This is a genomic window from Mammaliicoccus sp. Dog046 (assembly GCF_034039665.1).
Classification (GTDB): Bacteria; Bacillota; Bacilli; order Staphylococcales; family Staphylococcaceae; genus Mammaliicoccus.
Map to the genome: position 1 here is coordinate 1,265,747 of NZ_CP120131.1, position 21,789 is coordinate 1,287,535.

The following is a 21,789-nucleotide window of genomic DNA, read 5'->3' on the forward strand; positions in this document are numbered from 1 at the left end:
GCGCTGTCATTTATCGTCAATTTATTTGATAAATAAAACTTTTGATGTAAAATTAGAAATGAAGTTAATTAATTTATGGATGAAAAGGGGATTTATATGTTATTCGAAACTATAGAGAAATATGACTATGAACAAATTGTATTCTGCCATGATAAGAGCTCTGGATTAAAAGCAATTATTGCAATCCACGATACAACTTTAGGGCCTGCATTAGGTGGATGTAGAATGTGGCCATACGAAAATGAAGAAGAAGCAATTAATGATGCATTACGCCTTTCAAGAGGTATGACATATAAAAACGCTGCAGCTGGATTAAATCTAGGTGGCGGAAAAACTGTAATTATCGGTGATCCAAAAAAAGATAAATCAGAAGCTTTATTTAGAGCTTTAGGTAGATATGTTGAAAGTTTAAATGGTAGATATATTACTGCTGAAGATGTTGGTACTACAGAAGCTGATATGGATTTAATTTTTGAAGAAACTGATTATGTTGTTGGACTTTCTGAAAGTCACCAATCAAGTGGTAATCCAAGTCCTAAAACATCTTTAGGTGTATACGTTTCAATGAAGAGAGCAGCTAAAGAAGCTTTTGGAACAGATGATTTATCTGGTAAAACTGTAGCTGTACAAGGTGTTGGTCACGTCGCTTATGACTTATGTCGTTATTTACATGAAGCTGGAGCAAAATTAATCGTTACAGATATTAACCAAGAAGCAGTCGATAGAGTTGTTAATGACTTTAATGCAACAGCTGTCGGTATTAATGATATTTATGATGTTGAAGCAGATATATTTGCGCCATGTGCATTAGGTGGCGTATTAAACGACGATACAATCGAAAGATTAAAAGTAAAAGTTGTTTGCGGAAGTGCAAATAACCAATTAGAAGATATAGATAATCACGGTAGCCAATTAGAAGACAAAGGCATTGTGTATGCACCTGACTTTGTAGCTAATTCAGGTGGTGTAATTAACGTAGCAGATGAATTAGATGGTTATAACGAAGTAAGAGCCGTTTCTAATATCGAAAAAATTTACGATCAAATGGATAAAGTTTTTGAAATCAGTAAACGCGATCACATTACAACTGCACGTGCTGCTGAAATATTAGCAGAAGAACGTATTGAACAATTGAAGAATGTTAGAAGTAATTTCTTAAAAACTGAAAGATCAATCATATCTAGAGGTAAAAAGTAATGAAAAAAATTCTTGTACTTAATTTAGGGAGCACGTCATCCAAAATCGCAGTTTTTACTGAATATGATATGAAATTTGAAGATGTTATTAGACACGACATTGAACAAACGAATCTTCCATTAAATGATCAAGTTGATTTTAGACTTGAAAGTATCAAGAATGCATTAAACCTTCACCATATTTCTCTACACGCAATAGATGCTATTGCGTGTAGAGGTGGTGTTTTAAAGCCGATTGAAGGCGGCACATACATAATAAATAAGAAAATGTACAATGATTTAAAGACGTTTAAATATGGGTTTCATGCATCTAACTTAAGCGGTGTGATTGGTTATGAAATTGCAAAAGAATTAAATATCGAATCTTACATTGTAGATCCAGTAGTTGTAGATGAACTTATGCCAGAAGCACGTTTAACTGGTATTAAAGGATTGGAAAGAAGAAGTATTTTCCACGCTTTAAATCAGAAATCAGTAGCTAAAGAATTTGCTAAATCGGTCAATCGTAAGTATGAAGATATTAATGTTATCGTTGCGCATTTAGGTGGCGGTATTACTGTTGGTGCACATCGAAAAGGTCGTGTCATTGAAGTTAATGATGGATTATTAGGCGAAGGACCATTAAGTCCTGAAAGAGCAGGATCTATACCAAACGATGTATTGATAACATGGCTTATAGAAAATGAATTTACCGTACATGAAGCAATGAATGAATTATCTAAACACGCTGGATTAATGTCATATTTCGGAACAAATAATTGTTTAGAAATTGAAAAGTTAATGGAAAATGGTGATCAAAAAGCGCAACTTGTATTAGATACAATGTGTTATCAAGTGGCAAAATATATTGGTGCTTGTGCTGCTTCTTTAGAAGGAGATGTTGATCAAATCATTTTAACTGGTGGCCTTAGTTATTCAAAATATTTAATAAATAAAGTAAAACAATATGTATCTTGGATACAAAATGTTACTATATATGCAGGAGAAAAAGAAATGCACGCCTTAAATACTGGCGTTATGGACCTCTTATACGGTAAAATTAGTACCAAGTCATATGAATAAGGAGTAATACTATGTCTAAAGACTATGATTTAGTTATTCTTGGTGGTGGAACTGCAGGTTATGTATCTGCAATTAGAGCGTCACAACTTGGAAAAAGTGTAGCATTAGTAGAGAAATCTAAGGTTGGTGGAACGTGCTTACATAAAGGATGTATTCCAACCAAATCATATTTAAAAACCGCTGAAATTTTAAGATACATTAATCATGCAAATGATTATGGTATTAAGACCGCTTCAGCAGATTTTGATATGAAAGATATTGTAAGTAAAAAAGATGAAACAGTAAATACGATGTATCAAGGTGTACAATCCTTGATGAAAAAATATAAAATTGATGTTTATGAAGGTAATGGCAGAATATTAGGGCCATCATTATTTTCACCACAAGCTGGGACTGTTTCAGTAGAGTTTGAAAATGGTGAATCAGAATTACTTGTGAACCAAAACGTATTAATAGCGACTGGATCACGACCTGTTGAATTGCCATTTCTGAAATTTAATCATCAAACGATCATTTCTAGTGATGATATGATGCAATTAGAACAATTGCCGAAAAACATTTTAATTGTTGGTGGCGGTGTTATTGGCTTAGAATTTGCCTCATTACTTAATGATTTATCAGTAGACGTTACTGTGGTAGAAGCTGGACCTTCAATCATTCCAAATGAGCAACAAGAAATAAGTAAAACATTGAAGAAACAATTTGAGCAATCAGGAATTAAAATCATAGAAGGATTACCTTTATCTGAATCAGATATTCAAATCGATGATGAATGTGTCGATGTACAGATTCAAGGTGAACAACAACGATTTGATAAAGTATTAGTAGCTGTCGGCAGAAAACCAAATACCGATGATTTAGGCTTGAATAATACAAAGATTAAAACAGATGATAAAGGATACATCATCACTAATGATGTTTACCAAACTGATGATAAACATATTTATGCAGTTGGTGATGTAATCGGAAATTATCAATTAGCACATGTATCAACGAAGGAAGGTACAATTGCTGTTGAGCATATGTTTGATTTAAATCCGATTTTACTGGATTACTTAACAGTTCCAAGATGTATCTATACAAATCCGGAAGTGGCATCCATTGGTATGACCGAACAAGATGCAAAAAATACTGGAATTTCATATAAGAAGTTTAAAGTACCATTTAAAGCGATTGGTAAATCTGTAATCGAAAATAATGGTTTAGGTGAATGTATATTAATTAAAGATGTTGAAAATGATAAAGTATTAGGTATTCATATGATTGGTGCTAAAGTAACTGAACTAATTAATGAAGCCGCGTTATTTACATTTATGAATGGTTCTACTGAAGAATTAGCTACTACTGTACATGCGCACCCTTCAATTGGGGAAGTGCTTATGGAATTAGGATTGAAATCTGAGAATCGTGCTATTCACGTCTAAAGAGGAGAGATTAGATGTTAGATTATAAGACTGTCGGATTAACGCATGAAGACTTAAAACAAATGTATAAATGGATGTTGTTAGGACGTAAGATTGACGAACGAATGTGGCTTTTAAATAGAGCTGGGAAATTGCCTTTTGTTATTAGCTGCCAAGGTCAAGAAGCTACACAAATAGGTACATATTTCGCACTTAAAGATGAAGATATTTTAGCACCATACTATAGAGATTTAGCGTTAGTAACAGCTAGAGGTATTACAGCTGAGGAATCAATGTTAGCTGCATTTGCTAAACAAGGTGATACGTCAAGTGGTGGTAAACAAATGCCTTCTCATTTTAGTAAAAAAGATTTGGGTATCTTAACACAGGGTTCTTGTGTAACGACACAAGTATTACATGCAGTTGGTGCAAGTTTATCTATAAAAATGGATGGAAAGAAAAGTGTTGCACTTGCAACTTTAGGTGAGGGAAGTACGAGCCAAGGTGATTTTCATGAAGCGATGAACTTTGCCGGCGTTCACAAACTGCCTTACATCTGTATCATTGAAAACAATAAATATGCGATATCTGTACCGAGCCATCTACAATTTGCTACTGATGATCTATCTTCAAGAGCAGCTGGATATGGCGCTTTTGGTGAGCAAGTAGATGGTAATGACCCAATTGCAGTTTATGAAGCAGTGAAACGTGCAAGAGAACGTGCAATCAATGGGGAAGGTCCAACATTGATTGAAGCTTTATGTAGTCGGTTAACACCTCATTCATCTGATGATGACGATAACTATCGTCCGGCAGAAGAAATGAAAGAAGAAAAAGAAAATGACTGTATTATTAAATTTAAATCATATTTAGTTGATAATGAAATTGGTGACGAAGCTTGGTTCAAACAATTAGATGATGAAATTAAACAAGAAATCAATACAGCTACAAAGAATGCTGAAAAGGCACCTTATCCATTGCCTGAAGAAGCTTTAACACATGTATATGATCAAGGAGGCGAACAAAATGCCTAAATTATCTTATCTAGACGCAATTAATCAAGCGATGGATCAAGCGATGGAAAAAGATAAAAATGTATTTGTCATTGGTGAAGACGTTGGGTTAAAAGGCGGCGTATTTGGCGCTACTAAAAATTTATATGACAAATATGGTGCTGGAAGAGTTATGGACTCACCATTAGCGGAATCCAATATCGTTGGTGCATCTATTGGTGCAGCTATGATGGGGAAACGCCCAGTTGCTGAAATACAATTTGCAGAGTATATTGTTCCAGCGACAAATCAAATTATCAATGAAGCAGCAAAAATTAGATACCGTTCTAATAATGACTGGGATTGTCCAATGACTATCCGTAGTCCATTTGGAGGCGGGATTCATGGTGCACTTTACCATTCACAAAGTATTGAAACGATATTCTGTTCGACACCTGGATTAAGAGTCGTTATCCCATCAACACCATATGATGCAAAAGGTCTTTTATTAGCGTCAATTGAAGATAATGACCCAGTGTTGTACTTTGAACATAAGAAAGCATATCGATTATTAAAAGAAGAAGTGCCTGAAGAATATTATACAGTGCCATTAGACAAAGCAGATGTAAAACGTGAAGGTACAGACATTACAGTATTCACATACGGTTTATGTGTTAATTATGCTTTGCAAGCAGCTGAAATATTATCAACGGAAGGTATCAATGCTGAAATTGTTGATTTACGTACTTTATATCCATTAGATAAAGAAACAATTATCAATTGTGCTAAAAAGACTGGTAAAGTATTGTTAATCACTGAAGATAATTTAGAAGGTAGTGTTATAAGTGAAGTGTCTGCAATCATTGCAGAAAACTGTTTATTTGACCTAGATGCTCCAATAGCAAGATTGGCTGGACCTGATGTACCGGCAATGCCATTCTCACCACCTATGGAAGATTTCTTTATGATGAATCCAGAAAAAATCGAACAAAAAATGAGAACATTAGCTGAATTTTAGGAGGTATAATGATGGACGTTAAAATGCCAAAGCTTGGAGAAAGTGTGCATGAAGGAACGATTGAACAATGGCTTGTTAAACCAGGTGACACAATCGAAGAATATGATGCATTATGTGAAGTAATTACAGATAAGGTAACAGCGGAAGTACCATCTACATTCAGCGGCGTCATCAAAGAACTTGTTGTAGAAGCTGGGGAAACAGTAGACGTTGGTACAATTATTTGTCGTATGGATGTAGAAGGCGATTCAGGAGATGTAGCAACGACTTCATCAGAAGAGCCTGAAGAAAATACGGCTGAAGAACCTACGCAAGCAAAAGAATCAAATAAAACTGCAGAGTCAAACGATAAAACAGAAAAACAAAATAATGGTCAATTCTCACCAGTTGTATTTAAATTAGCGAGTGAAAATGGCATTAATTTAGATGGTGTTAAAGGTACAGGCCATTTAGGACGTGTCACTAAGAAAGATATTTTAAATGCGATAGAACAAGATGAAAATGTAGAACAAACGCAATCACAACCTAAAGAAAGTGTTGTAAAAGAGGCGCCTGTTGAACAAAGCAATCAAATTGAAGCAGATACATCTACTGAACATATTGGTGAATCTATACCTGTTAATGGTGTGAGAAGAGCAATCGCAAATAAAATGGTACAAAGTGTGAATGAAATCCCTCATGCATGGATGATGGTTGAAGTAGATGCTACTGATCTTGTTAAAACAAGACAACATCACAAATCATCATTTAAACAAAATGAAGGATTTAATTTAACATTCTTTGCATTCTTTGTTAAAGCAGTTGCAGAAGGCTTGAAAAAATATCCAATGCTTAATAGCACTTGGTCAAACGATGAAATTAAAATTCATAAAGATATAAATGTTTCTATTGCAGTTGCTAGTGAAGATAAATTGTATGTACCAGTAATCAAAAATGCAGACGATAAATCTATTAAAGGTATTGCAAAAGAAATTAATGATCTAGCTACAAGAGGTAGAAAACATAAATTAACTTCACAAGATATGCAAGGTGGAACATTTACAGTTAATAATACTGGTTCATTCGGTTCTGTATCATCAATGGGAATTATTAATCACCCACAAGCAGCTATACTACAAGTTGAATCAATTGTTAAAAGGCCAGTCGTTGTAAATGACATGATCGGCATTCGAGATATGGTTAATTTATCACTGTCTATTGACCACAGAATTTTAGATGGCTTAATGGCTGGTGAATTTCTGAAATATGTGAAAGAAAGATTACAAAGTATGACAATTGAGAATACATCAATCTATTAACAAAACCTTCTCATTGTTTTACAATACATTCTCCTGTAAAATAGACTTATCTATTATTACAGGAGGCTTTTTTTATGGAAATGGATTTTAATTTATATATGAATGATGTTGTCAATTCAGCAAGAAACGAGATAGAAGCGGCAGGATATAAGCAATTAACAACTAAAGAAGATGTTGAGTCTACTTTTAATAAACCTGGTACAACATTTGTTATGGTTAATTCAGTATGTGGTTGTGCAGGTGGCATCGCAAGACCTGCAGCACAACATGCATTACACTATGATAAATTACCAGACCAACTCGTAACTGTATTTGCAGGACAAGATAAAGAAGCTACAGCAACAGCAAGAGATTACTTCGAAGGATATCCGCCTTCAAGTCCATCATTTGCTTTTCTTAAAGATGGTAAAATTGTAAAAATGATAGAAAGACACGAAATAGAAGGACATGATCCAATGAGTGTCATCACAAATATTCAAGCGTTATTTGAAGAGCATTGTAAAGAAATATAAAGGATTGATTAGATTCTTATGCAAATAAAACCGTATAGAATAGGTTATAGAACATTAAAGACTGCTTTAGGGATGACATTAGCTGTCATCCTTTCTCAGTTAATAGGTTTAGAAAATTATGCGTCAAGTGCTATTTTAGTCGTCCTTTGTATTAAAGATACGAGAGTGAAATCATTTGAAGCGGCAATTTATCGTTTTATCGCATGTTTTATTGCGATTATGTGTGCATCGTTATTCTTTACTTACTTAGGCAGCACACCGCTTGTATTAGGGTTAATGGTGCTCTTATTCATACCAATTACGGTAATGATTGGTGTACAAGAAGGTATCGTAACAAGTTGTGTAATCATTTTGCATTTATTCTTAGCAGAATCTATTGATTTACATTTAATAATCAACGAAATATTACTACTTATAATTGGTATTGGTATCGCGTTAATTATGAACATGTTTATGCCAAGTTTAGATCATAAACTCAACCAATATAAACGAAAAATTGAAGATGATTTTATTTTGATTACGTATGTATTTAGTAAAGGGTTAATGGACCCGAATAAACAATTAAACATTCCTTCATTTGAGAAAGTATCCCAAAATATTAAACAAGCTAAATCTTTAGCGTTTAGGGAAGTAAAAAATCATTTTGTAAGAAATGAAAATTCGTACTATCATTATTTTGATATGAGAGAAGAACAACTCACATTATTAAAACGAATGAAGAAATTAATTGAATCTATGCAACATAGTCAACACGCACATTTTTTATGTAGTCAATTGCTGTTTGACGTTTCACAAAATGTACAAAGTAAAGATTATACACTTATGAGATTGCATAGTTTATATGAAATAAAAATCAAACTACAGTCTATTGAATTACCAAAAACACAAGAAGAACTCGAAAGTATTGCAGCTTTATTCCAATTACTTAATGAAGTTGAAGAGTATTTACGTATTAAATCTCAATTTGGTAGTTTAAAAAAATAACAAAAAGCCATCTGTGGACTTCACAGATGGTTTTTGTGTTATTCAAACATATTCAGTTTTAACTTAATTTGTTAATAAAAATGGTAGTACACCTGATAGAATAAGTGACGCAACAATTGCTACAAGCATCACTATGATTACTATTTTGCGGAGTTTCTTATTACCCATAATAAACCTCACTTTGAACAATAATTTTGTATATATTTATTAACTATTATACACTAGATAGTGAGATATTTAAATAATTGAAATGAGGGAATAGCATGATAAACAAGCAAAGATTGTTAGATACTTTTATAGAATTAGTTAAGGTCGATTCTGAATCTAAAAACGAAAGACAAATCGCTGACTTATTAATTCAAAAGTTCAGAGATCTAGGTTTAGAAGTTAAAGAGGATGATTCACAAAAAGATACAGGATATGGTGCAGGGAACCTCATTTGTAAACTGAATGCTAAAGATAATCAAAAAACAGCAATCTATTTTACGAGCCATATGGATACAGTCAATCCAGGTAACGGTATTGAACCTGAGCTACGTGAAGATGGTTATATTTATTCTAAAGGAGAAACAATATTAGGTTCTGATGATAAAGCTGGATTAGCAGCTATATTAGAAGCAATCGAAGTGATGAAAGAACAAGATGTTCAACATGGGGATATTGAATTTGTAATTACTGTCGGCGAAGAAATGGGATTAGTAGGTGCTAAAGCATTAAATCCTGAAGACATTACTGCTAAATTTGGTTATGCGATTGATGCACCTGGTAAAGTAGGTACAACTGTTATTGGTGCGCCAACACAAGCGAAAATAGAAACAATTATCACTGGTAAAACAGCTCATGCTGGATTAGAACCTGAGAAAGGTGTTTCTGCAATTAATATAGCTGCTAAAGCAATTAGTCATATGAATTTAGGCAGAATAGATGAAGAAACTACCGCAAATATTGGGCGATTTGAAGGTGGAACTGCAACGAATATTGTAAGTGATCATGTTTATATTTTAAGTGAGGCAAGATCAATTGATGAAGAAAAAATGCAACAACAAGTAGCACATATGAAAGAAGCATTTGAAAAAACAGCTGAAGAGTTTGGTTGTACAGCTGATGTTAATGTGAAAATTATGTATCCAAATATCAATTTAACTGAACAAGATGAAGTTGTACAACTAGCAGTTAATGCAACGAAGAAGATTGGTCGTCAATCTGAATTAGTTGTAACAGGTGGAGGATCAGACGGCAACGTCATTAATGGTTTCGGTATTCCGACTGTTATTTTAGGCGTAGGATATGAGTTTATTCATACCAAAAATGAACGTATGCCTGTTGAAGAATTGCAAAAAATCACAGAACAAATCGTCGCTATTTCAGAACTTGCGTAAATTTTGCAAATGTAAACGTATTCATTTGAAATTAAAATGTTATTAGAAGATGATTAATAATAAACTGTGTTAAAATGTAATAGAAAATGATAAAAAGTGAGGTTAATTTCATGACACAAGAAATAGGCGTAGTTGGTTTAGCTGTAATGGGTAAAAACTTAGCTTGGAATATTGAATCACGTGGTTACTCAGTATCAGTATATAACCGTTCAAAAGAGAAAGTCGATCAAATGGTCGAAGAATCAAAAGGTAAAAATATACATCCAAACTATTCAATTGAAGAATTTGTAGATTCATTAGAAAAACCTAGAAAAATTTTATTAATGGTTAAAGCTGGAGAAGCAACTGATAAAACAATCGACAGTTTATTACCATTATTAGATAAAGGCGACATCTTAATCGATGGCGGAAATACAAATTATTTAGATACAATACGTAGAAATCAATACTTAGATGAAAGTGGTATTAACTTTATTGGTACTGGTGTTTCTGGCGGTGAAGAAGGTGCATTAACTGGACCATCAATTATGCCAGGTGGACAACAAGAAGCTTATGAATTAGTAGCACCAATTCTTGAAAGTATTTCTGCTAAAGCGAGCGATGGATCACCATGTGTAACTTATGTCGGTCCAGATGGCGCAGGACATTACGTTAAAATGGTACATAATGGTATCGAATATGCAGATATGCAATTAATTGCTGAAAGTTATGACTTAATGAAACGTGTACTTCACATGGATCATAAAGAAATAGCAGATACATTTAAATCATGGAATACAGGTGAGCTTGAAAGTTACCTTATTGAAATTACAGGTGAAATTTTCAATAAATTAGACGAAGATGGCGAACCATTAGTAGAAAAAATCATGGACAAAGCTGGACAAAAAGGTACTGGTAAATGGACATCAATTAATGCTTTAGAATTAGGTGTACCATTAACAATTATTACTGAGTCAGTATTTGCTAGATTTATTTCATCATTTAAAGATGAAAGAGTTAAAGCAAGTCAATCATTCAATCCTGAAGTAACTGAATTTACTGGCGATAAAGAAGCATTCTTAGAACAAATTAGACAAGCATTATACATGAGTAAGATTTGTAGTTATGCTCAAGGATTTGCTCAAATGAAAACTGCTAGTGAAACAAATGGTTGGGACTTGAAATTAGGCGAATTAGCAATGATTTGGAGAGAAGGTTGTATCATTCGTGCACAATTCTTACAAAAAATCAAAGAAGCTTATGATAACGACAAAGCGTTAACGAACTTATTATTAGACCCATACTTTAATGATATCGTTGCTAAATATCAAGGTTCATTAAGAGAAGTATCTGCAACGGCAATTAAAGCAGGTATTGCAACTCCAGGTTTCTCTTCTGCTATTAACTATTTCGATAGCTACCGTTCAGAAGATTTACCAGCAAACTTAATTCAAGCACAACGTGATTATTTCGGAGCTCATACTTATGAACGTAAAGATACAGATGGCGTTTATCACACAGAGTGGACAAAATAATTTAATTTAATAAATGATAGAATAACAAAATCCCTGTAAAGCAGTTTACTAAGCGCTTTACAGGGGTTTTTATTTAAGTATTTAATGATCTATGATCGACAGGTACCCATAATTGAACTTTAGAAATTTCTTGATTAAAGTTAACATCCAAGGGATAAACTTCTACATAGAAATCATCATGAATAAAAGGCATTTTTAATTGCCATTGATTTTCTATATGATGCCAAGCTTCGCTTACAACAAAATCAAGTTCACCTTGTAGATTGAAAGTTGCGCAATGATGACCGGGCAAATTGTAATTATCTAAGTGACCAGGATAACGATTGCTAGGTACCCCTACAAATACTTCTAATCCATCAACAAGGGGTTTGCGTATGACAAATAATTGATTTGGTTTTGTGTCGTTATATCTAACAAAGTCTTCAATATATTTGTTATCAATTAACATTTCTAATAAATCAGGAACTAAAAAATGATTCGCTAATTCATTAGAATGATAATGATGATTTTTTCCTACTAAATTAATTTCATCTTTATATTGTAATGAATAATTTAGAGGTTCAGTTTCTGTAGCGGTTAATTTGATTGAAACACGCTTTTTAATTTTCAACAATGATTGGTGTGTCTTCGTTTGAAGAGGGCTTATACCATGATATGTATTATAACTATGCGCAAATGCATGTGCATCTGAATAACCATATTTAAGTGCAATATCTAATATTCTACTATGTCCACTTAATATGTCATATGCAGCTTCTGTCATTTTTCGAGCGAGTTGATACTCTTCAGGTGTCATGCCAATAACCATTGTGAAAGTTTGATTTAAATGATATGGCGATTGTCCCACATGTTCACTTAATGTTTGTAAATCAATATCTGTTAACAAGTGGTCTTCGATATAGACAATCGCTCTTTGTAAAACTTTAATTGCTTCCAATGTTCTGTCACTCCTGTGGGTAGAAAGATTAATTAATATCGTCCCACCATTTGAATCCATCAACTGACAATAATAGTTGACTCTTAATAGGTCCATTCGTACCAGATCTATAATTCGGGAATGGTGCTTTATCATTGTCCCATACATTTTGAATTACATCCACATATTTCCATGTAGCTTTTAATTCTTCCCAATGCGTAAAGTTAGTTGAATCGCCTTTTAGACAATCAAATATTAAGTTCTCGTACGCATCAACTGTATTCATCTTATCTTGCGCACTCATAGCGTATGATAATTGTACAGGTTCAGTTTCAATACCTTGTACTTGTTTTTTAGCGTTTAAATGCAATGAGATACCTTCATTAGGTTGAATATTAATGACTAATAAATTGGAATCTAATTGTGAATCACGTTGATAATATAAATTCATAGGTACTTCTTTAAATTCAACGATAACTTGTATTCCTTTTTTCTTCATACGTTTTCCTGTACGAATAAAGAAAGGTACGCCAGCCCATCTGAAATTGTCGATCAGTAATTTGCCGGCAACAAAAGTAGGGGTGTTTGAATCATCAGCGACTTTATCTTCTTCGCGATAACTCTTAACGTGTTCACCATCAATTTGTCCTTTGTCATATTGTCCGCGTACAAAGTTTTGTTTTACTTCTGATTCATCTAAAGGACGAATTGAACGTAAAACTTTAACTTTTTCATTACGTACATCTTCACTGTTCAGACTAATTGGTGGTTCCATTGCTAATAAAGCAACCATTTGTAACATATGGTTTTGGAACATGTCTTTAAGGGCACCACTATTTTCATAATAGCCGCCACGATCTTCTACACCTAAAATTTCTGATGATGTGACTTGTATATTAGAAATATATTTATTATTCCATAATGGTTCAAACATAGCGTTTGCGAATCTTAAAACTTCGATATTTTGAACCATATCTTTACCTAAATAATGGTCTATTCTATATATTTCTTCTTCTTTAAATGATCTTCTGATTTGTTCGTTTAATTCTTCAGCAGAAGATAAATTATTCCCAAAAGGTTTCTCAATGATTAGTCTCTTAAATCCAGATGTCTTAGTTAATCCAGAAGATTTAAGGAAATCTGTGACTGTACCAAAGAATTGAGGCGCCATTGCTAAATAGAATAATCTATTGCCTTCTAATTGATATTGTGAATCTAAGTCATTTGCAAATTCTAATAACTCTTGGTAACTAGAAGCATCGCTAACATCATGAGATTGATAAAAGACATGTTCCATAAATGCATCTAATTTTTCTGTATTTTGAACGTGTTTTTTAATAGATGATTTTATTTCAGTTCGAAACTTATCAGTTGTCCAATCTCTACGACCTACACCAATTATAGCAATGTGTTCGTCTAGTTGATTTTGTTGGTATAAATGAAAAATAGATGGGAACAGTTTACGATGACTTAAATCACCTGTAGCCCCAAATATTGTAATTAAACATGGGATATTTTTTGTTTCGCTTGTCAATATAATTACCTCGATTCTATAACTTTTTCACAATTTACAATATCATTCATTATAACATGATAATCTTTGATATTCTTCAATTTGACTTGTTAAATTTTCAATTAATTCTGTAATTTGATTCAAACATGCTAAATTTTTGATTTTTTTAATTTTAATTTAGCGAACGTGTTATAATTATTGCGTAAGGAGGAAGACGATGGAACTCACATTTTTAGGCACAAGTGCCGGGCTACCAACTAAAGAAAGAAATACGCAAGCGATTGCCTTTAATTGTTTACCATATGAAAATCAAATTTGGCTATTTGATGTGGGTGAGGCGACGCAACATAGAATTTTACATACAGGTGTTAAATTAGGTAAAGTGAGCCATATATTTATCACGCATTTACATGGTGATCATATATTTGGATTACCTGGTTTGTTAACAAGTCGTTCCTTCCAAGGTGGTAAAGATAAGCCACTTACGATAATAGGTCCTAAAGGGATTGCTAAATTTATACAAACTGCTCTAGATATTTCTCAATCAAATCTTAATTATCCAATTACAGTTAATGAGTTTAATACGGAAACGGAATTAAACATTGATGGTTTTCACGTTCAAGCGCTCCCTTTAAAACATGGGATATTATCTGTCGGTTATAGAATAACTGCTCCAGATATCGAAGGGAAGTTAGAGGTAGATAAATTAAAAAGATTAGGAATGGAACCTGGACCAAAATATCAGGAAGTTAAAGCAAATGAAACTTTTGAATATAATAACCAAACTTATCAGTCGAAAGACTTTAAAGGCGAAAAGAAAAAAGGGAAAGTCATCACTATATTTGGTGATACAATGCCTTGCCAAAATGAACGCATCTTAGCTGATCAAGCCGATGTCATTGTCCATGAAACAACTTATATTGAAGGTGAAAAACATTTAGCAAATGATTATTATCATAGTCATATTGAAGATGTACTCAATTTAATGGATGAAATGAATGTTAAGAGAGGGCTATTTACACATTTATCTAATAGATATGAACTAGAAGACGTTCAGATGATAGAGGAAGAATTGAAATCTAAATATAAAAACGACTTTTACTTTGTAAAAGATTTTGATGCGTTTCAAATATAAAAAAGCAGAGGCTGTGACATTATTTTATGTCCCAGCCTCATGCTTTATTTTTATTAATCATCTTCGTTTTCAGCTAATTCAACACTTCGGTTTACTGCAGCATTTAAACAATCTAAGAAAATAGCTTCTATATCATGATTGCTTAATGCATTTAATCCTGCTTGTGTTGTACCACCTTTAGAAGTAATGTTCTTTCTAAGTTGGTCCATTTTCAAATCAGATCGTTCAATCATTTTACCAGTACCAATAATTAATTCTTTAATTGATTCTTCAACTTGAGATTGTTCAATACCAAGCTTTGTACCGGCATTAACATATTGTTCGAATACGTGATATAAGAAAGCAGGACCGCTTCCTGTTATTGCTGTCACTTGATGTAAATGATCTTCTTTAACTTCTAATGCGGTACCAAATGCTTCAATTAAAGTAATGACATCTTGTTTTGAAGTTGCACCGAAATTAGTAGAAAAGCTAATTCCTGTCACAGAGTGCCCAACGTGTGCATTAGTGTTCGGCATAATTCTTGCGATTGGATTTTCTACTTGTAAATGTTCTCTAATATAACTGATAGGTAAACCAGCCATAATTGAAATAAATTTGTTTTCTTTTGTAATATAAGGTTTAATACGATCTGCTAGTTTCAAGAAATCATAAGGTTTAGTGCTTAAAAAGACATAATCTGCATCTTTAAGTAATGCTTCATCATCATAACTATAATTAACACCTAATGTATCATGATAACCTTGTAATAAATCTCGATTTGATTTGTTTGTTAAATAAATATTTTCAGGCTCGACTGATTTACTGTTAACGATACCTGTGAATATTGCATTTGCCATATTTCCAGAACCATAAAACACGATTTTCATAATAATACCACTCACTTCCGTATGAATTCATTTTAATTATAAAGTAATTAAATCTTATGTCAAAAATGCTTAACAAATGATTATTATTCAAAATTTAATATATAATATAAATAATTATCTGGAAAGGGGCATAAATATGCTAGGGAAACATTACATTTTAACCGGCGCTACAGGAAGTCTAGGTGAATCTTTAATTCGTTCATTAGATAAACGTGGTGCTAAGGTGACAGTGATTATTCGCAATAATGAAAAAGCAAAAAAATTAAAACAAAAATATAAAAATATTGTTGATACACATATTTTGGACATGAATGAAACTAAACAATTAGAAACGTTTGAATTAAATAACGACATTAAATATGACGGCATCATTAACAATGCAGGATTAGGTTATTTTAAATCAAATGATCATCATACACAGCAAGATATCGAAGAGGTATACCGCATAAATCTTGTGAATTTAATTTTGCTACTTAATAAAATGATGCCTCATTTAAGAAGAGGTGCTTCAATTGTAAACATTTCATCAATATCTAGTATAGTTACGACACCATATAGCAGTCATTATGCAGCTTCGAAGGCAGCGCTCAGTCATTTTACAAATTCGTTAAGAATGGAAAGAGAAGATTTACATATATTACTTGTTAATCCTGGACCTTTTAAATCTGATTTTCACATTAAAGCAGATCCAACTGGACATTTCCAAAATCTAACGGGTGATATTCAGTTAGATACTGATGATTTAAGTGAACAAATTATTAGTGGTATGATCCATAAAAAAATAGAAATTAATGCACCAAAATGGATGTTTGCAGGGCTTAAATTTTATCAACTAGCACCTAGAACGTTCGAAAAATTATTCAAAAAATATTTTCTTAGCAAGAAATTATAAATAAACAAAGAGAGCGGGACAGAAATCTAATTTAGATTAAAAAGATTTCTGTCCCGTTTCTGTTATTTTTATGACGTGTGATTTTGATATTGAATATCTTTAACAATGGCACGCGCGTGTTTAATTTGTTCTTCTGTCATTGTTGTGTTGTAATGTTGAATGCTGTCTTTGAGTTGTTCACGTGAACTTGCACCTGTAATAATCGAACCAAGTGCGTCGAATGATTTTAAATAATTTAAAGTCACTGCAGATAGTTGGTCAAATTCAGTGTTTAACTTTTCAATTGTACTTGATAAATCATTATAATTATAATCAAGTAATCCATCATTAAATTTATTTTGAAGAACTTTAGTTGATTTATCAGTTAATAAACCTTTCGATAATGGGCCACGCGCTAAAATTTTAACGCCATGTTCATCAATTTCTTCAATTAAATCTTCAGGTCGGTTATCAATTAAACTAAATTGCATCATAATTGTTTCAATATTACTATTCTCTAAATAATAGCGAATCACATTAGGTCGTATTGAAGATATTCCGTAAGCACGAATGAGTCCTTCTTCTTTTAATCTTTCAAAAGCTTCAATCGATTCATCTTTATCATCTTCAATCGTTCCGCCGTGTAACATGTATAAATCCAGTTGGTCTAAATTCAAACGATGTAGAGAATCTTTAATACTATTCATAATATGTTCTTTAGAAGGATCCCAAAAATGTGTTTGCTTTTCTTTGTTAAAATGATTACCAACTTTTGAACCAATAACGATGTCATTTTGATATTTTTTAAGTAATTTACCTAGAATTTCTTCATTATGACCATAGTCATATAAATCAGCTGTATCAAAATACGTGATACCTTGTTGGATTGCTTCATCAACAATTGTTTCTGCATGTTCTAAATCTGTGCCAAGGCTCATACAACCTAAACCGACTTCGGAAATCTCGATACCACTTTTTAATTTGTTTTTTTGCATATTAAAGCTCCTTTCGCTACACTTTACATATTAAGTTTATCAGATTCACAAATTAAATGAAAAGAGGCACACTCAATTGAAATTAACAGAAGAAACGATTTCTAAAGAAGTTATATACAAAGGACGTATTTTTGATTTAGAAAAACATCAAGTATCACTACCAAATGGAGAAACAAGTGAAAGAGAAATCATATTACATAATGGTGCCGTATCTGTATTAGCAGTTACACCTGAAGAAGAGATACTCGTTGTGGAACAATTTAGAAAAGCAATGGAGAAAACATTAATTGAAATTCCTGCTGGTAAACTAGAAATTGGCGAGGATAGAGAAGAAGCAGCGATTAGAGAATTAGAAGAAGAAACGGGTTATATTGCTGATCAATTAGAATTAATTGGTGAAGTATATGGTTGTCCAGGTTTCTGTAATGAAAAAGTAAGCATATACATAGCAAAAGATTTAAAAGTCGGGAAAATTAATTTAGATGAAGATGAATTTTTAAATGTCACTAAAATTCCAGTGAGTGAAATTCAAAGTTTATTATCATCTGGTAAGATAGAAGACGCTAAAACTTTAATTGCATTTCAACATTTTGCTTTAAATTATAATAATTCTAAATAACAATGCATTTTCACTTGCTTTTTACAGGGAATATTGGTATTTTAATATACGAATATGATTCTAATTGATAATGATTTTATTTAAGAAAGTAGGTGTCATGTTGGAAGAACGTATACAACGTGTGAAAGAGCAATTGCACAAAGCTTCTTATAAGTTAACACCTCAAAGGGAAGCGACTGTTAGAGTATTACTTGAGAATGAATCTGACCACTTAAGTGCAGAAGATGTATACTTAAAAGTAAAAGATAAGGCACCAGAGATCGGTTTAGCAACGGTATACCGAACATTAGAACTTTTAGCTGAGTTAAAAGTAGTCGACAAAATCAATTTCGGTGATGGTGTCGCTCGATTTGATCTGAGAAAAGAAGGGGCAAAACATTTTCATCATCATATGGTTTGTATGGAATGTGGTGCAGTTGATGAAATTGAAGAAGATTTATTGGATGATGTGGAAAGACGCGTAGAGAAAGATTTTGCATTTAAAATTTTAGATCATCGCCTAACATTTCATGGCGTGTGTCATAGATGTCAAAAAGATTAATTCAATTTAAAGAGACGTTACTAAATGAAGGTTAAACTCAATTTAGTAACGTCTTTTTTTATGGTAAAATACATTTAAGAACGAGGTGAGTATATGGAGCAAATTATCAATGAATTTATAGATTTTATAAGACTTGAAAAAGGATTGAGTCAAAACACCATCCAATCTTATAAAAGAGATTTAACACAATATCATGACTATTTAAGTGAACAAAAATTAAAGCATATCGATAACGTAGATAGAATGGTTATTCAAAAGTACTTTGCTACATTAAAAGATGAAGGTAAATCTTCTAAAACAATTGCAAGACTTGCTGCAACGATTAGAAGTTTTCATCAATTTGCGATTAGAGAAAAGTATGCAGTCAAAGATCCAACAATATTAATAGAAACACCAAAATATGAACAAAAATTACCTGACGTACTTAGTGAACAAGAAGTTAATCAGTTGTTAACCTTTACGCACATTACAAATGCGAGAGATGAGCGAGACCGCGCAATGTTAGAATTATTGTATGGAACTGGTGTCAGGGTTTCTGAACTGATCCAACTTAAAGTAGAAGATGTTAACTTAACGATGGGGTTCGTAAGAGTATTTGGTAAAGGGAATAAAGAACGTATCGTACCGCTAGGCGATCAATTAATGAATATATTGAAGTACTACATACAAGAAGTTCGTCCAAATTTATTAAAAAAACAAATTACGGATGTACTATTTTTAAACGCAAGAGGTGGCGCTTTGACGCGACAAGGATTTTGGAAAATATTAAAGAAAATTGGATTAGAAAAAGGGATAACGAAGACGTTGACACCACATACGCTAAGACATTCATTTGCAACGCATTTATTGGAAAATGGCGCGGATTTGAGAGCGGTACAAGAAATGTTAGGACATTCAGACATTTCAACGACACAACTCTATACACATATATCGAAAAAACAAATACGTGATATGTACTTAACGTATCATCCAAGAGCAAAGAAGGAGTAAGAAAATGAGTAACAAAAATCAATATAACGAAAAGAACAAGTATAAAACATTATTCTTGTTAAGTGCTTTTGTTGTTATTTGGGGACTTGTATACTGGTTATTTATCGTTTAGAACGACGATTGAGGTAAGCAGCATTACGCTGTTCAATCACTTCCGTTCTATCTCTTAATAAGTGATGATGTTTAATATAGTCTGAAACATCTGGTAGCGTGTTGTATTCAAAATCAGTAAATGTTTGATTTAAGGCATATAAACATTCATCTGTTAGTGGTAGTTGAATACTTTTATATTTTTTATTTTGGTTTATTTTTAATATTTGAGATTGAATCACAGAAATATAAGCTTCTCTCTCAACACCTAGATATTCAAATGAAGGATTAAGGATGGCGATTTGTAAGGATTTATTAAAGGTTTTAAGTGCACCTTTGATGTTCTCTCGTCTGTAATGATAGCAAGCTGTTGAAAATAATATTAAACTTACTACTGCATCATTTTTGCTGAAATGCGGTTGTGCTTTCCAATATTCCTCTAATATGTCATGACATTCAAAGTAATGTCTATGGACATGGAAGTTGTAATGAAAGTTTATCACGTCTATTTCCATTTTAAATCCCTCACATCATAGTATCTTTATACCTAAACATGGTATAATAATTTTTAGGTTTATGCACGCAAAAGGAATAGAAATGAGGAAGTTTTAAATGTATGAAGTAAAACTTGACGCCTTTGAAGGACCATTGGATTTATTACTTCATTTGATACAAAAATACGAAATAGATATCTATGATATTCCAATGAAGGAACTGACTGAACAATATTTAAGCTATATACATCAAATGAAAATTTTAGAAATAAATGTTGCAAGTGAATATTTGGTTATGGCATCAGAACTTTTAATGATAAAAAGTAAATTATTATTGCCGACACAACCTTCTGATTTAGATGAATATGAAGATGATCCAAGAGACGATTTGGTTAAACAATTAATAGAATATCAAAACTATAAAGCTTATGCAGAATTATTAAATGACATGAAAAGTGATCGCGAACAAATTTTCATTAAAAAACCTGCAGATTTATCAAATTTTGAAGCTATGTATGATAAACGTGCACCATTAGATTTGAATATGACAGATTTAATTGTTGCATATCAGCGTACTAAAAAGAGACAACGATTTAATCAGCCACAACAAGTAACTGTTAGTGAGGATAGTTACACAATAGAAATGGCAACTGCAAGTATTGAATCACAACTTTCAAAAAAGAAAAGTTATAATTTTTTTGAAAGTCTACCACCAGACTTAACGGTCAATGTGTTAGTTACAATGTTTTTAGCAATATTAGAAATGATGAAATTAAGACAAATAGATGTGTTTCAACAACAACAATTTGGAGAAATTACTATAAATCGAGGCGTGAATTATGGAAGTTAGTAAATTAGGTTTATTAGAAGGATTATTATATTCATTAGGTGATGAAGGTATTGATACTAATCAATTGTGTGAAATTTTAGAGTTAACACCTGTACAATTGAAAGAATTAGCAGAAACATATGAAAGAGAAACATTACAAATCACATTTTACGGAAGTAAATGTATTTTAACTGCTAAACCTATCATGCATCCTTATCTTGAACAGTTAATGATAGATAATATGAATACAAAGTTATCTCAAGCAGCACTAGAAACATTGTCCATCATTGCATATAATCAACCAGTAACACGTAGTGATATTGAAATGATCAGAGGTGTTAATTCTGATGCTTCAGTTAAGACGTTAATCGCTAAAGGTGTTATAGAATCGAAACATAATGAACAGTCACGAAGTCAATTATTATTTACAACTGATTATTTCTTAAATGTTTTTGGATTAACATCATTAGATGAATTACCTAAATCTACAAATGAAGAAAATGAACAAGAAGAAATGGATTTATTTTTTAGTAGCATGAACGATCAAACCAATAATGAGGAGCAATAAT

The 21,789-nt window shown here is 32.4% G+C and carries 23 protein-coding genes; 17 read left to right on the forward strand and 6 right to left on the reverse strand.

Annotation, left to right across the window (positions count from 1 at the left end; translation table 11 throughout):
• The first annotated feature begins 96 nt into the window (after window positions 1-96).
• From P3U32_RS06430 to P3U32_RS06465, 8 genes are all read left to right on the forward strand, one after another.
• Complete coding sequence (locus P3U32_RS06430; protein WP_323704793.1) at window positions 97-1,197, forward strand: Glu/Leu/Phe/Val dehydrogenase dimerization domain-containing protein; 1,101 nt, start codon at window positions 97-99, stop codon at window positions 1,195-1,197.
• Window positions 1,197-2,258, forward strand: coding sequence for a butyrate kinase (gene buk / locus P3U32_RS06435; RefSeq protein WP_323704794.1), 1,062 nt, complete (start codon window positions 1,197-1,199; stop codon window positions 2,256-2,258). Before P3U32_RS06430 ends, buk begins: the two co-directional genes overlap by 1 nt.
• 11 nt (window positions 2,259-2,269) lie before the next feature.
• On the forward strand, window positions 2,270-3,682 hold the full coding sequence (gene lpdA / locus P3U32_RS06440) for a dihydrolipoyl dehydrogenase (RefSeq protein ID WP_323704795.1): 1,413 nt from the start codon (window positions 2,270-2,272) through the stop codon (window positions 3,680-3,682).
• 14 nt (window positions 3,683-3,696) lie between these two features.
• Complete coding sequence (locus P3U32_RS06445; RefSeq protein WP_323704796.1) at window positions 3,697-4,695, forward strand: thiamine pyrophosphate-dependent dehydrogenase E1 component subunit alpha; 999 nt, start codon at window positions 3,697-3,699, stop codon at window positions 4,693-4,695.
• Window positions 4,688-5,671: an alpha-ketoacid dehydrogenase subunit beta gene (locus P3U32_RS06450; RefSeq protein WP_323704797.1), complete on the forward strand. Its 984-nt coding sequence runs from the start codon at window positions 4,688-4,690 to the stop codon at window positions 5,669-5,671. Before P3U32_RS06445 ends, P3U32_RS06450 begins: the two co-directional genes overlap by 8 nt.
• A gap of 11 nt (window positions 5,672-5,682) precedes the next feature.
• Entirely contained in the window at window positions 5,683-6,969 is a 1,287-nt protein-coding gene (locus P3U32_RS06455; RefSeq protein ID WP_323704798.1) for a dihydrolipoamide acetyltransferase family protein, read from the forward strand.
• Between the two features lie 74 nt (window positions 6,970-7,043).
• Window positions 7,044-7,481, forward strand: coding sequence for a BrxA/BrxB family bacilliredoxin (locus P3U32_RS06460; protein WP_323704799.1), 438 nt, complete (start codon window positions 7,044-7,046; stop codon window positions 7,479-7,481).
• Window positions 7,482-7,499: 18 nt separating this feature from the next.
• Entirely contained in the window at window positions 7,500-8,465 is a 966-nt protein-coding gene (locus P3U32_RS06465) for an aromatic acid exporter family protein (RefSeq protein ID WP_323704800.1), read from the forward strand.
• A gap of 63 nt (window positions 8,466-8,528) precedes the next feature.
• Here P3U32_RS06465 and prli42 read toward each other — a convergent pair whose 3' ends face one another.
• On the reverse strand, window positions 8,529-8,633 hold the full coding sequence (gene prli42 / locus P3U32_RS06470) for a stressosome-associated protein Prli42 (protein ID WP_323704801.1): 105 nt from the start codon (window positions 8,631-8,633) through the stop codon (window positions 8,529-8,531).
• A gap of 95 nt (window positions 8,634-8,728) precedes the next feature.
• Here prli42 and P3U32_RS06475 point away from each other — a divergent pair, with 95 nt between their 5' ends.
• Window positions 8,729-9,844, forward strand: a complete 1,116-nt coding sequence (locus P3U32_RS06475; RefSeq protein WP_323704802.1) for a M20/M25/M40 family metallo-hydrolase — start codon at window positions 8,729-8,731, stop codon at window positions 9,842-9,844.
• Window positions 9,845-9,954: 110 nt separating this feature from the next.
• The gene (gene gndA, locus P3U32_RS06480) at window positions 9,955-11,358 is read left to right on the forward strand and encodes an NADP-dependent phosphogluconate dehydrogenase (protein WP_323704803.1); all 1,404 of its coding nucleotides are present in this window, start codon (window positions 9,955-9,957) and stop codon (window positions 11,356-11,358) included.
• 73 nt (window positions 11,359-11,431) lie between these two features.
• Here gndA and P3U32_RS06485 read toward each other — a convergent pair whose 3' ends face one another.
• Entirely contained in the window at window positions 11,432-12,295 is an 864-nt protein-coding gene (locus P3U32_RS06485; RefSeq protein WP_323704804.1) for a helix-turn-helix domain-containing protein, read from the reverse strand.
• A 28-nt stretch (window positions 12,296-12,323) separates the two neighbouring features.
• Window positions 12,324-13,808, reverse strand: coding sequence for a glucose-6-phosphate dehydrogenase (gene zwf / locus P3U32_RS06490; protein WP_323704805.1), 1,485 nt, complete (start codon window positions 13,806-13,808; stop codon window positions 12,324-12,326).
• Between the two features lie 196 nt (window positions 13,809-14,004).
• On the opposite strand from zwf, the gene rnz reads away from it, so the two are divergent.
• Entirely contained in the window at window positions 14,005-14,922 is a 918-nt protein-coding gene (gene rnz, locus P3U32_RS06495; protein WP_323704806.1) for a ribonuclease Z, read from the forward strand.
• Between the two features lie 53 nt (window positions 14,923-14,975).
• Here rnz and proC read toward each other — a convergent pair whose 3' ends face one another.
• Complete coding sequence (gene proC / locus P3U32_RS06500) at window positions 14,976-15,791, reverse strand: pyrroline-5-carboxylate reductase (RefSeq protein ID WP_323704808.1); 816 nt, start codon at window positions 15,789-15,791, stop codon at window positions 14,976-14,978.
• Window positions 15,792-15,927: 136 nt separating this feature from the next.
• Between proC and P3U32_RS06505 the strand changes: the two genes are divergently transcribed.
• Window positions 15,928-16,683 carry an SDR family NAD(P)-dependent oxidoreductase gene (locus tag P3U32_RS06505; RefSeq protein ID WP_323704809.1) on the forward strand — a complete coding sequence of 252 codons (756 nt, stop codon included), beginning with the start codon at window positions 15,928-15,930 and terminating at the stop codon, window positions 16,681-16,683.
• 68 nt (window positions 16,684-16,751) lie between these two features.
• Here the strand turns inward: P3U32_RS06505 and P3U32_RS06510 are convergent, their stop codons facing one another.
• A complete protein-coding gene (locus P3U32_RS06510; protein WP_323704810.1) occupies window positions 16,752-17,657 on the reverse strand; it encodes an aldo/keto reductase in 906 nt (301 codons plus the stop codon).
• 76 nt (window positions 17,658-17,733) lie between these two features.
• Between P3U32_RS06510 and P3U32_RS06515 the strand changes: the two genes are divergently transcribed.
• From P3U32_RS06515 to xerD, 3 genes are all read left to right on the forward strand, one after another.
• Window positions 17,734-18,276, forward strand: coding sequence for an NUDIX hydrolase (locus P3U32_RS06515; protein WP_323704811.1), 543 nt, complete (start codon window positions 17,734-17,736; stop codon window positions 18,274-18,276).
• Window positions 18,277-18,376: 100 nt separating this feature from the next.
• Window positions 18,377-18,817: a ferric iron uptake transcriptional regulator gene (locus tag P3U32_RS06520; protein ID WP_323704850.1), complete on the forward strand. Its 441-nt coding sequence runs from the start codon at window positions 18,377-18,379 to the stop codon at window positions 18,815-18,817.
• 93 nt (window positions 18,818-18,910) lie between these two features.
• Complete coding sequence (xerD, locus tag P3U32_RS06525; RefSeq protein ID WP_323702301.1) at window positions 18,911-19,807, forward strand: site-specific tyrosine recombinase XerD; 897 nt, start codon at window positions 18,911-18,913, stop codon at window positions 19,805-19,807.
• Between the two features lie 101 nt (window positions 19,808-19,908).
• Here the strand turns inward: xerD and P3U32_RS06530 are convergent, their stop codons facing one another.
• Complete coding sequence (locus P3U32_RS06530) at window positions 19,909-20,412, reverse strand: DUF309 domain-containing protein (protein ID WP_323702302.1); 504 nt, start codon at window positions 20,410-20,412, stop codon at window positions 19,909-19,911.
• A 97-nt stretch (window positions 20,413-20,509) separates the two neighbouring features.
• Here P3U32_RS06530 and P3U32_RS06535 point away from each other — a divergent pair, with 97 nt between their 5' ends.
• Window positions 20,510-21,241, forward strand: coding sequence for a segregation and condensation protein A (locus P3U32_RS06535; protein WP_323702303.1), 732 nt, complete (start codon window positions 20,510-20,512; stop codon window positions 21,239-21,241).
• Window positions 21,231-21,788 (forward strand): SMC-Scp complex subunit ScpB, encoded by a 558-nt coding sequence (gene scpB / locus P3U32_RS06540; RefSeq protein ID WP_323702304.1) that lies wholly within the window; start codon window positions 21,231-21,233, stop codon window positions 21,786-21,788. The genes P3U32_RS06535 and scpB overlap by 11 nt, the downstream gene beginning before the upstream one ends.
• The last annotated feature ends 1 nt before the right edge of the window (window position 21,789 follow it).

Excerpts from the sequence above, each read along its gene's own strand:
- P3U32_RS06430 (WP_323704793.1), top strand. The coding sequence starts at position 97 with ATGTTATTCGAAACTATAGAGAAATATGACTATGAACAAATTGTATTC.
- buk (WP_323704794.1), top strand. The coding sequence starts at position 1,197 with ATGAAAAAAATTCTTGTACTTAATTTAGGGAGCACGTCATCCAAAATC.
- lpdA (WP_323704795.1), top strand. The coding sequence starts at position 2,270 with ATGTCTAAAGACTATGATTTAGTTATTCTTGGTGGTGGAACTGCAGGT.
- P3U32_RS06445 (WP_323704796.1), top strand. The coding sequence starts at position 3,697 with ATGTTAGATTATAAGACTGTCGGATTAACGCATGAAGACTTAAAACAA.
- P3U32_RS06450 (WP_323704797.1), top strand. The coding sequence starts at position 4,688 with ATGCCTAAATTATCTTATCTAGACGCAATTAATCAAGCGATGGATCAA.
- P3U32_RS06455 (WP_323704798.1), top strand. The coding sequence starts at position 5,683 with ATGGACGTTAAAATGCCAAAGCTTGGAGAAAGTGTGCATGAAGGAACG.
- P3U32_RS06460 (WP_323704799.1), top strand. The coding sequence starts at position 7,044 with ATGGAAATGGATTTTAATTTATATATGAATGATGTTGTCAATTCAGCA.
- P3U32_RS06465 (WP_323704800.1), top strand. The coding sequence starts at position 7,500 with ATGCAAATAAAACCGTATAGAATAGGTTATAGAACATTAAAGACTGCT.
- prli42 (WP_323704801.1), bottom strand. The coding sequence starts at position 8,633 with ATGGGTAATAAGAAACTCCGCAAAATAGTAATCATAGTGATGCTTGTA.
- P3U32_RS06475 (WP_323704802.1), top strand. The coding sequence starts at position 8,729 with ATGATAAACAAGCAAAGATTGTTAGATACTTTTATAGAATTAGTTAAG.
- gndA (WP_323704803.1), top strand. The coding sequence starts at position 9,955 with ATGACACAAGAAATAGGCGTAGTTGGTTTAGCTGTAATGGGTAAAAAC.
- rnz (WP_323704806.1), top strand. The coding sequence starts at position 14,005 with ATGGAACTCACATTTTTAGGCACAAGTGCCGGGCTACCAACTAAAGAA.
- proC (WP_323704808.1), bottom strand. The coding sequence starts at position 15,791 with ATGAAAATCGTGTTTTATGGTTCTGGAAATATGGCAAATGCAATATTC.
- P3U32_RS06505 (WP_323704809.1), top strand. The coding sequence starts at position 15,928 with ATGCTAGGGAAACATTACATTTTAACCGGCGCTACAGGAAGTCTAGGT.
- P3U32_RS06510 (WP_323704810.1), bottom strand. The coding sequence starts at position 17,657 with ATGCAAAAAAACAAATTAAAAAGTGGTATCGAGATTTCCGAAGTCGGT.
- xerD (WP_323702301.1), top strand. The coding sequence starts at position 18,911 with ATGGAGCAAATTATCAATGAATTTATAGATTTTATAAGACTTGAAAAA.
- P3U32_RS06530 (WP_323702302.1), bottom strand. The coding sequence starts at position 20,412 with ATGGAAATAGACGTGATAAACTTTCATTACAACTTCCATGTCCATAGA.
- P3U32_RS06535 (WP_323702303.1), top strand. The coding sequence starts at position 20,510 with ATGTATGAAGTAAAACTTGACGCCTTTGAAGGACCATTGGATTTATTA.
- scpB (WP_323702304.1), top strand. The coding sequence starts at position 21,231 with ATGGAAGTTAGTAAATTAGGTTTATTAGAAGGATTATTATATTCATTA.